The organism is Brevundimonas sanguinis, from assembly GCF_029636725.1.
GTDB classification, from domain to species: Bacteria; Pseudomonadota; Alphaproteobacteria; order Caulobacterales; family Caulobacteraceae; genus Brevundimonas; species Brevundimonas sanguinis.
Genome location: NZ_CP116770.1, coordinates 2,868,163 through 2,879,690, shown reverse-complemented (window position 1 = coordinate 2,879,690; position 11,528 = coordinate 2,868,163). Strand labels below are relative to the sequence as shown.

Here is an 11,528-nt window from a genome sequence, read left to right as displayed (position 1 = left end):
CACTGCAACGTCGTTCGGGTCTCGAGCGCCTTCGCGGGATACGTGTCGGCTATCGAATTAACTAAGGAGTGTGAGGACACCATGAAGCTGAAACTTCTGGCCAGTGTCGCTGCGGCAGGGCTGTTCGCAGCCGGCGCAGCATCGGCTGAGCCCGATGGCTGGTACGGCGCAATCGACGCCGGCTACCACATCATCGACGACATCAATACGGAAGCCTCGGCGACCGGCCACAACTGGAACTGGGAAGTCAACGACGGCTGGGCGGCTTTTGCTCGCCTGGGCTACCGTTTCAACCCGAACTGGCGCGCTGAACTCGAAGGCGGCTACCGCTCGGGCGACATCGGCACCGTGCGCGCCGTCTCGGGTCCGCAGGGCCTGTGCAACCTGACGCCGGCCACCGGTCCGTGCCACTCGCCGGAAGGCGACATCACGTCGACCACCCTGATGGCCAACGTCATCTATGACTTCGGCACGCCGGACTGGACCCTGCGTCCGTTCGTCGGCCTGGGCGTGGGCGTCAACCGCGTCAACACCGACACCGTCGGCCGCCTGCGTCAGACGCCGGGCGTGGCCTTCGCCGCTGACGACAGCTCGACCAAGTTCGCCGCCCAGGCGATCGCCGGTCTGGCCTGGGCCGTCTCGGACCGCGCCAACGTCGACCTGACGTACCGTTACCTGACGGGCGACATGGAGTTCGACACCCGCACCTCGGGCACGGGCGCCATTCCGTTCGGCACCCTGGCGGGCGACTATGACCAGTCGCACACCGTGACGCTGGGCCTGCGCTATGCGTTCGGCGCCGAGCCGGTCGCCCCGCCGCCGCCGCCCCCGCCGCCGCCGCCCCCGCCGCCTCCCCCGCCGCCGCCCCCGCCGCCGCCTCCGCCGCCTCCGGCCAAGCCGGCTGCCCGTCAGTTCGTGGTCTACTTCGACTTCGACCGTTCGGACCTGACGGCGGAAGCCCGCTCGGTGGTGACGCAAGCCGCCAACTACGCCAAGTCGGGCGCTCCGACGCGCGTGCTGGTGGTCGGCCACACCGACACCTCGGGCAACGCGGCCTACAACATGGGCCTGTCCAACCGCCGTGCGCGCACCGTGGCTGACGCCCTGGTCGCTCAAGGCGTCAACGGCGGCGTGATCTCGCTGGACGGCAAGGGCGAAACCGCCCCGGCCAAGGCCACCGGCGACGGCGTGCGCGAGCCGCTGAACCGCCGCGCCACCGTCGACATCAACTTCTAAGGCTCAAGGGGGCCGGTTCATCCCGGCCCCCGCGACCATAGAAGCGTCGATAAGAACCTCCCGCCGAGCTCAGGTTTCTGAGTTCGGCGGTTGTGTTTTGGCTTCAATCGGCACCCAAGCCTTATTCGCTTGTCCATCCGGGTCTGAAGTTTAATAAGGCTCTGTCGCTAGAGAGATATCAGCCTTTGCTCGCGCCCTTCGATCCAGACCAGCCGGTCGCCGGCTTCCAAGCTCCTGTCGATCTGACAGGGCGGCGGTTCCTTGTCGTGTCAGTGCCCTTCGGCCGATTCGGCCGCAGGCTGGCGCGCGCCATCGAGAGCCGGGGCGGTGAAGTGCGCCGCATGCTGTTCAACGCCGGCGACCTTTCGAACTGGGCACGGACCGGCGGACTCGCTTATCGCCGTCCCGCCAGCGAGTGGCCGCAGGACGTCGCGCGTCTGGCTGAAGCGTTCACTGACATCATCCTTTTTGGAGAGGGCGGCCCCTATAATCAGGGCGTGCTGACCCAGGCCAAACAGCTTCCCGCCCGTGTCTGGGTGCTGGAAAACGGCTACTTCCGCCCCGATTGGATCACTTTGGAGCGCAACGGCGTCAATGCGTCGAGCGGACTGCCGCGCTCGGGCGCAGGCTATCCGCCGCCGCCGCCGGAATTGCCGATTTCAAGGCCTGTCGGCAAGATCCTGCCGCATCACGTGCTCAACATCAGCTTCTATCATGCGGTCCAGCCGTTCGGGCGTTTGATGTTCCCGCACTATCGCCACTACTACAGCGCTTCGCCTTGGCGACAGTGCGTGGGCCACGTGCGGCGATATCTGGCCCTGGCGGTCTCGGGCGCGAAAAGCCGGGATGTCGAGCGTCTTCAGGCCAAGGGCGACTTCTTCATCGCCTGCCTGCAGCGGGACGGCGACGCCCAACTGCTGCGCTACTCCGAGATTCACGACAATCTGTCCTTCCTGGATCGGGTGATGGCCAGCTTCGCCCGCTCAGCGCCTGCGTCGACGCGGCTGCTTGTCAAAAATCATCCGCTGGATCCCGGCGTGATCAACCTGGGCCGCGAGACGCGACGCCTGGCGGCCAAGCATGGTCTGACCGGCCGGGTCGACTTCCTCGACGGCGGCAATCTGGCCCAACTGTGCCGTGCGTCACAGGGTATGGTCGTCAATAACTCCAGCGCGGCCTTGTCGGCGCTTGGTTTCGGCACGCCGGTGAAGGTCCTCGGCCAGGCCTTCTTTGATTTCGAGGGGCTGACCGACCAGAAGCCTCTGGACGCCTTCTGGCGCGCGCCCGCTCCCGCGGACCGCAGCCTGTTCACGGCCTTCCGCGCCTATGTGATCAACAGGACCCAGATCAACGGGAACTATCACGAGCCGCGCGCTCTGGATGCGACCGCCGAGCGCGTGGCCGACGCCCTGGCGACACGCCTGACCTAGGGTCGCCGAACGGCTCTCGGTATGGTGTGGCTCTCAGGACACCCTTGAGCGCTGTCATCGTTCTGTCATCCAGTTGTCGTCCGAGCGTCTGATGGGGGGCCTAAAGCCGCCCCATCAATGACCGCGCTGATTGTCGTTCTGGCAACTGCGTCGAAAAGGATCACAGCACCCATGTTGAACCGCAACCTCGCCTATGGGGTTTCCGCCGCAGCCATCCTGTTGGCGACCTCCAGCGCCGCCTTCGCCCAGGAAACCACGGGCGGCATCCGGGGCGTGATCACGGACGCGGCGGGCGCGCCGGTGGCCAACACGGCTGTCGTCGTCACCCACATTCCGTCGGGCACCAGCACCACGACGGTCACCAATGAAGAAGGCCTGTACACCGCGCGCAACCTGCGCGTCGGCGGCCCGTACTCGGTGACGGTGATGGTCGACGGCCAGACCGAGACGGCTCAACTGGGCAGCGTCGGCATCGGCGCTCCGACCGTGTTCGACGTGACCGTTTCGGCCATGGCCGCCGACGCCGGCGCGACCGAAGTGGCCGAAGTGGTCGTGCGCGGCGTGCGTGCTGTGCGCACTTCGCCGACCGCTCGCCTGAACCTGGAAGACATCGAGACGCTGCCGTCGATCAGCCGCGACATCAAGGACATCGTGCGCACGACCCCGTTCGCCACGGTGGACCCGACGAACAACGACGCCCTGTCGATCGGCGGCCAGAACACCCGCTACAACGCCATGCTGATCGACGGGATCAAGCAGGGCGACGACTTCGGCCTGAACGGCAACGGCTATCCGACCCTGCGTTCGCCGATCTCGCGTTCGGTGCTGCAAGCGGTCAGCGTCGACGTCGCCCCCTACGGCGTCCAGTACGGCAGCTTCACCGGCGGCGTGATCAACTCGGTCACCAAGTCGGGCGGCAACGAGTTCCACGGCGAAGCCTTCTGGGAAGTCACCAACGACAGCCTGCGCGGCGACAGCTTCAGCTATAAGGACTTCGTCTCGGGCGAGCGTCAGAACCGCTCGCTGACCGGCGAGTTCGAAGAGACGACCTGGGGCGCGACCCTCAGCGGTCCGATCATCAAGGACCGCCTGTTCTTCCTGGTGAACTACGAAAAGTATGAATCGACCCAGCCGGTCCTGTCGGGTCCGGAAGGCTCGGGCGCCGTCAACCAGGCGCCGGGCATCACCCAGGCCCAGGTCGACCAGGTCCGCGACATCGCAAAGCGCATCTACGGCTACGACCCGCTCGACTGGTCGGCCGACGCCCTGACGGTTCAGGACGAGAAATACTTCGCCAAGCTGGACTGGAACATCAACGACCAGCACCGCGCCGTCGTCTCGTACCAGCAGACCAAGGGCAGCGATCTGCGCCTGAACAACACGGTCACCAACGGCGCCTACGTCAGCGTCGGCCTGCTGTCCTCGGCCTACCAGATCGACCAGAACCTGACGGCCTACAAGGCTCAGCTGTTCTCGGACTGGACCGACACCTTCTCGACCGAGTTCTCGATCAGCCGCAAGGAAACCGAGAACCTGTCGAACGGCCTGGGCGGCAACGACTTCGCCGCCATGCAGGTCTATCTGGACCCGCCGATCGGCACGAACACCGGCGTGCGTCGCTCGATCCGCTTCGGTCCTGAGCGTTCGCGTCACGCCAACATGCTGACGGTCGACACGATGCAGTATCGCCTGGTCGGCAACTGGGAAGCCGGCTTCGGTCACCGCCTGACCGGCGGCTATGAGCGCGAAGAGCAGGACATCTTCAACCTGTTCGTTCAGGTCGCCAACGCCGAGTACGAGTTCGCGTCGCTGGCCGATTTCGAGGCCCGCAAGGCGTCGTCGGTCGGCTACACCAACGCCGCCAGCAACAACAAGAACGACGGCGGCGCCAGCTTCAGCTACGCCCTGAACACCCTGTTCCTGCAGGACGAATGGTCGGTCAGCCCGAACCTGACCCTGACGGCCGGCCTGCGCTACGACTGGTACACCTCGGACGATAAGCCGAAGTACAACAAAGCCTTCTATGACCGCTTTGGTTTCGGCAACGACACCAACCTGGACGGCATCAGCATCCTGCAGCCGCGCTTCGGCTTCAACTGGCGCCCGGACCCCACCCTGACCGTCTACGGCGGCTTCGGTCGCTTCCAGGGCGGTTCCCCCAACGTCTGGATTTCGAACTCCTACTCGAACCCGGGCAACCTGACGGGCTCGTTCCAGTGCAAGTCGGCGGCCAACTATCAGTCGCAGTTCGCCGGCGGCTTCGGCGTCTGCCCGAACGGTTCGTATCTGACCAACGTCGATGGTCTGAACCCGAACCAGCAGCTCAAGGACAAGGTCACCGAGAGCGCCCAACTGGGCACCGGCAACATCAACCTGATCAGCCCGGCCTTCAAGACGCCGTCGATCTGGAAGACCTCGCTGGGCGTCAACAAGATCTTCGATCTGAGCCGCTTCAACATGGGCTCGGGCTGGAGCCTGACGGCCGAGTACGTTCACTCTGAGCTCGAAAACGCCATCGGCTGGGTCGACCTCAGCATGGCCCAGACCCAGAACGGCACGGCGCCTGACGGTCGTCCGATCTTTGGTCCAAACCCGGTCCGTCGCGGTCAGCAGGTGCTGATGCTGACCAACCTGAACGGCGGCAAGACCGACCAGTTCGCCATCGGCCTGGACAAGGCCTGGTACGACGGCTGGCTGGACGGCGCGGGCTTCAACCTGTCCTACACCTATCTGGACAGCACGGACCGTTCGCCGGCGACCTCGTCGACGGCCAGCTCCAACTTCGGCAACAACGCCCTGTCGGATCCGAACAACCCGGAACTGGCGGACTCGAACTATGAGATCGAGCACGCGCTGAAGCTGAACCTGACCTACTCGCGCGCCTTCTTCGGCGACTACCGCACGCGCTTCAACCTGTACGCCCAGCGTCGTTCGGGCCTGCCCTACAGCTACACCTTCGGCACCAGCCCGGCGAACCTGTACGGCGAACACGTCACGACCCAGCGTCAGCTGCTGTACGTGCCGGCGGCCGACTCGGCCGGCAACGTCACGGCGACCAGCGACCCGCGCGTCACCTACGGCCCGAACTTCAACGTCGGCGCCTTCAACGACTTCCTGCACTCGACGGGCCTGATCAAATACGCTGGCGAGATCTCGCCGCGTAACGCCTTCAAGTCGCCCTATGTGACGACGGTCGACCTGCACATCTCGCAGGAGCTGCCGGCCTTCTTCCCGGGCGGCGCCAAGCTGGAAGGCTATGTCGACGTCAAGAACCTGGGCAACCTGATCAACGACGAGTGGGGCACGATCCAACAGATCGGCTTCCCCTACACCTCGAACAACGTCGGGGCCTCGATCGTGGACGGCAAGTACAACTACACGCTGTTCACGCCTCGCAGCCCCAGCACCTTCGGCACCGAGTCGGTGTGGCAGGTGAAGGTCGGCGTCCGCTATCGCTTCTAAGCGACGCTGAACGAAGACTAGGGGAGGGCGGTCCGGAAACGGGCCGCCCTTTCTTTTTGGTGGCCTACCGCGCAGTCGCGCTACTTGAGGGGTTTTTGAGTAGGCCTACCGCGCGTTCGTGCTGCTTGAGGCCATTGTAAAGTGGGCCTATCGCGCTTTCGCCCTGCTTGAGGCGAGTTGAGCAGGCCAGGTGCGTTAAAGCGGCTGACCCGGCGAGGCCGGCCGCCATTGAACCCGAGGCCTGCAGGGCCTATCTCGCCCCCTTCGTGCTTCATCCCTTTTATGTGGACGTTTTCGGCCCATGACTTCGCCCATGACCCCGCCTATCCCCGCTGAGTGGACGCCGCATCGCGCGATGTGGGTCGGCTGGCCCAGCCACGCTGACCTGTGGGAGGACAACCTCGAACCGGCCCAGGCTGAGGTCGAGGCTCTGGTGCGCGCCCTGGCCGGGCCGGGCCGCGAGCAGGTCAAGCTGATGGTCGGCAATGACCAGGCCCTGGCCGACGCGCAGGCGCGCTTCGCCGACGTGCCGGGCGTCACCGTCGTGGCCGGGCGCTTCGGCGACATCTGGCTGCGCGACACCGGGCCGATCTTCGGCGCCGGATCGGCCTCGGGCCAGGCCTTTGTCTTCAACGGCTGGGGCGGCAAGTACGACCTGCCCCACGACAACGAAGTCGCCGACCAGATCGGCGAACAGACGGGCGTCGCCCTGACCCGCCACGACTTCATCCTGGAAGGCGGCGCCGTGGACCACGACGGCGAAGGCACGGTGCTGACCACGCGCCAGTGCGTGCTGAACCCCAACCGCAACACCGGCTGGACCGAGGAAACGGCCGAAGCCGCCTTCGCCCAGGCCCTGGGCGCCCGGAAGGTGCTGTGGCTCGGCGACGGCCTGCTGAACGACCACACCGACGGCCATGTCGACAACCTGGCCCGCTTCGTCGCGCCGGGCGTGGTTGCCTGTCCGATCGCCTTCGGCCCCAAGGATCCCAACGCCGAAGTCTATGACGAAGCGGCCGAGGCCCTAGCCGCCATGACCGACGCCGCCGGTCGTCCGATCCGGGTGCTGCGCATCCCCTCGCCGGGCCTGATCCTGGATGAGGACGAGCGCCCGGTTCCGGCCAGCCACATGAACTTCCTGATCGCCGACGGCGCCGTCATCGTGCCGACCTATGGCGACGACATGGCCGCCCGCCTGGCCTGTGAAGCCCTGTCCACCGTCTTCCCCGATCGCGAGATCATCCCCTTGCCGTCGATCGCCACCCTGTCGGGCGGCGGTTCCTTCCACTGCATCAGCCAGCAGGAGCCCGCGTGATGACCCGTCAAATCACCGTCGCCGCCATCCAGACCTCCTACGGCGAGGACATGCAGGCGAACATCGACAAGACCATCGGCTTCATCCGCGAAGCGGCGGCCAAGGGCGCCCAGGTCATCCTGGCGCCGGAGCTGTTCCAGGGGCCGTATTTCTGCGTCTCTCAGGAAGAGAAGTGGTTCGGCGCAGCCTATCCCTGGCGCGAGCACCCGGCTGTGACGCAACTCCAGCCGGTGGCCAAGGAACTGGGCGTCGTCCTGCCCGTCTCCATTTTCGAGCGCGAGGGCCCGCACTATTTCAACAGCCTGGTGATGATCGACGCCGACGGCGAGCTGATGGGCGTCTATCGCAAGAGCCATATTCCTGACGGTCCCGGCTATCAGGAGAAGTACTACTTCCGCCCCGGCGACACCGGCTTCAAGGTCTGGGACACGCGTTTCGGCCGCATCGGCGTCGGCATCTGCTGGGATCAGTGGTACCCCGAGACCGCCCGCGCCATGATGCTGCAAGGGGCGGAGATCCTGCTCTACCCGACCGCCATCGGCACCGAGCCGCATGACGACACCCTGGACACCGCCGCGCCGTGGCGGCGCGCCATGCAGGGCCACGCCGTGTCCAACGTCGTGCCGGTCGTCGGCGCCAACCGCATCGGCCACGAGCAGGTGACCGAGGCGGGCCAGACCTATTACGGCCACTCCTTCATCGCCGACCATCGCGGCGACCTGGTCGAAAGCCTGGACCGGGAGGAGGGCGTGCTGGTGCACACCTTCGACCTGGACTTCCTGGATCGCCACCGCGCGGCCTGGGGCTTCTTCCGCGACCGCCGCACCGACCTGTACGGCGCCCTGGCGACGGGCCGCCCGGCCTGATCCGGCTTTTGTGAAAATCTGAGCCCAAAAGAAAAGAGGCGGAAGACCGGGGTCTTCCGCCTCTCTCATTTTATGCGTTGAACGCTATCAGAACTTCAGCGTGGCGCCGAAGGTGAAGTAGCGGCCGATCGCATCGTAGGTCTGCGGGAAGGTGTTCCCGTTGTTCGCAGAGGTGGTGCCGATCTGCGAGCCGACGATGGGCGGCGACTTGTCGAACAGGTTGTTGATCGTCGCCGTCAGACGCACCGTTTGGGTGATGTCCCAGCGGCCGCTCAGGTCGAAGTAGTCGTAGCTGTCGATCTGGGCGTAGTCCGGGAACCACTTGGTGTTGCTCGGCTCGACTTCGACGCCGGACAGATGACGCCAGTTCAGCGAGGCCGAGTAGTCGCCCAGCGTCCAGGTCGCGCGGCTGTTCCAGCGTTGCTTGACCTTGGGTTCGCCGCACGAGACCGAGTAGTAGCCGACGCAGTCACGCAGCACGGAGGCCGGGGTGGCCTGGGTTTCGTGCTTGGTGAGGATGCTGCCGTTGACGCTCAGGTCGAGGCGGCCGATGTCGCCCCAGCCGAAGTCGGACAGCTCGACGCGGTAGTTGCCCGCGATGTCGAAGCCCGAGACGCGCTCGTTGCCGGCGTTGGTCGACGGACGGATCACGCCCTTGGCGTCGACGCCGTTCAGCGAGCCGTTGGCGGCGCTGCGCTGGATGGCCTTACAGCTGTCGTTGAACGCCAGCGTCGGGTTCAGAGCCTTGTCGTAGCAGCCGTTCATGACATCAGCCAGGCTGGGGCTGTTGATCGTCTTGTCGATCTTGATGTCGTAGTAGTCCAGGCTCAGACGCAGGCTCGGCACGAAGGACGGTTGCCAGACGGCGCCGATGGTCCAGGTGTCGGCTTCTTCCGGCCCCAGGTTCGGGTTGCCGCCCGTCTGCTGGTTGACCTGGCCAGAGTTCGGCGCAGCCACATAACCGATCGCGCCCAGCGGCACGCCGGTCAGACGGCACAGGTTGCTCAGCGTGCCGGCCGTGTTAGCGTCAGCCGAGTTGATCAGGTTCAACTGGCACGGATCGATCGCCATATTGCCCAGGCCGGTGACCTGCGGGTTGAACAGTTCGCCGATGTTCGGGGCGCGGGTGGCGCGCTGATACATGGCGCGGACGCGGACGTCCTCGATCGGCGACCAGTCGCCGCCGATCTTGTAGCTGCCGTAGTTGGTCTTGGAGCTGCCGGCCTTGAACTCGGTCTGGCGGTAGCCGGCTTCCAGGTTCAGGCTGTGGATGAACGGCAGGTTCTCGATCAGCGGCACCGCCAGTTCGGCGAAGGCTTCACGCAGTTCGAACTGACCGTTGCGATCCGGAACCGGCGCGCCGGTGCCCAGGATTTCGCCGTTGGTCTGAGACGCCGCATCGCCGCGCGTCGAGGCGCCCGACCGACGCCATTCGGCGCCGAAGGCTACGGCGACCTGGCGCTCGCTCCACGGGCTGGACAGGCGTTCCGGCAGCAGGCCCGAGATCGAGCCCGAGGCCACGTCCTGCTTGATCGTGGTTTTGCTCATCGACGACAGGTTGATGTAGTCGATCATTTCCTGCGTGATCGTGCCTTCCGGACCGAAGACGTTGATCGGCACGCAGCCCGCCACGGGGGTGGAGGCGCCCGGAACCAGACATTCGGTCGCCGAGACGGTGTTCAGCGCGTTGCGCAGCTTGGACAGCGAACCCCAGTTACGACGCGTCAGCAGCTGCTGCGTCTCGCCGTGCGAAACATAGGCGTCGTAGTTCCAGTCGGCGTTGATGTCGCCACGGACGCCGGCCAGCAGCTGGACCGTCTTGTTCTCGATGTCGACCGGACGGGTGCCCATCTCGGTGAAACGACGGTTGATGGTCAGGTCCATCATGGTGTCGCCGCCAGCGCCGGCGACGCACTTGGCCGGATCGATCAGCAGGGCGCCGCAGAATTGCTGGCGCATGGCGTCCGGGATGAACGGGTTGCCGATCGGCACCTTATAGGTGTTGCCGAAGGTGCCGCTCGACGCGTTGTCCAGCGAGACGTTGCTCTGGACGTAGGTCAGGTGGCTGTAGACTTCAGCGGCCGAGTTGATCTTGAAGCTGCCCAGACCGTTGATCTGATAGCGGCTCAGCGGCGTCTGATACAGGTTGTACGGGTTGTAGTTGTAGCCTGCCGAGTTGTAGTTCGGGTGGTTCGAGCCGATCAGAGCGCCCGTGGTCGGGTCCAGCTCGGCGCCGGTCGGCAGGGCGACGCCGCCCTTGACCGGGGTCAGGTCGAAGCGACCGGGGACCGAGGTGCCCGAGCCCAGCGGCTTGCCCGAGGTCGAGGAGAGAGCGACCTCGCCCCAGGGGCGACGGACCTGGTACAGCGGGTCGGTCTTGGTGTAGCCGAAGCTGACGACGGCGTTGCCGCGGTCATCGGCGAAGTTGCCGCCCATCGTGACGTCGAACTTGCGACGCACGGCGTCGTCTTCGCCCGAGAAGCCGTAGGAGGAGTTGACCTCGACGCCTTCGAAGTTGTTCTTCAGGATGAAGTTGACCACGCCGGCGACGGCGTCAGCGCCGTACACGGCCGAGGCGCCGCCGGTGACGGTGTCGACGCGCTCGACCAGGGCCAGCGGGATGGTGTTGGTGTCGACCACGCCTTCGAGGTTGAACGGCACCACGCGGCGGCCGTTGATCAGCACCAGCGTACGGTTGGTGCCCAGGCCGCGCAGGTTGATGGTCGCGCCGCCGCCCGAACCGTTGTTGGTGGCCGAACCGACGGCCGGCACGGCGGCCGGCAGGTCCTTGACCAGCTCTTCAACAGCCACCGGCTGCGACATAGCGATCGATTCAGAGCTCAGCGACGTGATGGGGCTGGACGCCTCATAGCCCGGCTGGCGGATGCGCGAGCCGGTAACGACGATGGAAGCGACTTCGGCGACTTCTTCATTCGCCGACTGGGCGAACGCCGGCGTGGCGGCCATGAAGCTGAGGGCGGCGCCCCCGATAATGGTCGAAGCGAGCAAGGACTCGCGAACAATTCTCTTTTTCAAAAAGAGACCCTCTCCTGAACAAAACAAGCCCCCGTCGCCCCTTGAACGAAGGGACCGATCGACGGCTCGCGGCACATCAGGGCCGTTCGCCCTGCGCGGGGGACATTACGGCGAGGCCTGCCACAAGCAAGTCGGAATTACGTCAATAATGGCACAGAGCAGGAAAAAATACTGACAAATGAA

The 11,528-nt window shown here is 65.5% G+C and carries 6 protein-coding genes; 5 read left to right on the top strand and 1 reads right to left on the bottom strand.

Annotation, left to right across the window (positions count from 1 at the left end; all coding sequences use genetic code 11):
- Positions 1–81 precede the first annotated feature (81 nt).
- The 5 genes from PIB44_RS14125 to aguB all read left to right on the top strand — a co-directional run bounded on the left by PIB44_RS14125 (position 82) and on the right by aguB (position 8,309).
- Entirely contained in the window at positions 82–1,236 is a 1,155-nt protein-coding gene (locus tag PIB44_RS14125; RefSeq protein WP_278069843.1) for an OmpA family protein, read from the top strand.
- A 185-nt stretch (positions 1,237–1,421) separates the two neighbouring features.
- A complete protein-coding gene (locus PIB44_RS14120; RefSeq protein WP_278069842.1) occupies positions 1,422–2,666 on the top strand; it encodes a capsular biosynthesis protein in 1,245 nt (414 codons plus the stop codon).
- Positions 2,667–2,837: 171 nt separating this feature from the next.
- Positions 2,838–6,128 carry a TonB-dependent receptor gene (locus PIB44_RS14115; protein WP_278069841.1) on the top strand — a complete coding sequence of 1,097 codons (3,291 nt, stop codon included), beginning with the start codon at positions 2,838–2,840 and terminating at the stop codon, positions 6,126–6,128.
- Positions 6,129–6,441: 313 nt separating this feature from the next.
- The gene (locus PIB44_RS14110; RefSeq protein ID WP_278069840.1) at positions 6,442–7,443 is read left to right on the top strand and encodes an agmatine deiminase family protein; all 1,002 of its coding nucleotides are present in this window, start codon (positions 6,442–6,444) and stop codon (positions 7,441–7,443) included.
- A complete protein-coding gene (gene aguB, locus PIB44_RS14105) occupies positions 7,443–8,309 on the top strand; it encodes an N-carbamoylputrescine amidase (protein WP_278069839.1) in 867 nt (288 codons plus the stop codon). The genes PIB44_RS14110 and aguB overlap by 1 nt, the downstream gene beginning before the upstream one ends.
- Before the next feature lie 87 nt (positions 8,310–8,396).
- On the opposite strand, the gene PIB44_RS14100 is transcribed toward aguB, so the two are convergent.
- Positions 8,397–11,318 carry a TonB-dependent receptor domain-containing protein gene (locus tag PIB44_RS14100; RefSeq protein ID WP_278069838.1) on the bottom strand — a complete coding sequence of 974 codons (2,922 nt, stop codon included), beginning with the start codon at positions 11,316–11,318 and terminating at the stop codon, positions 8,397–8,399.
- Positions 11,319–11,528: the final 210 nt, after the last annotated feature.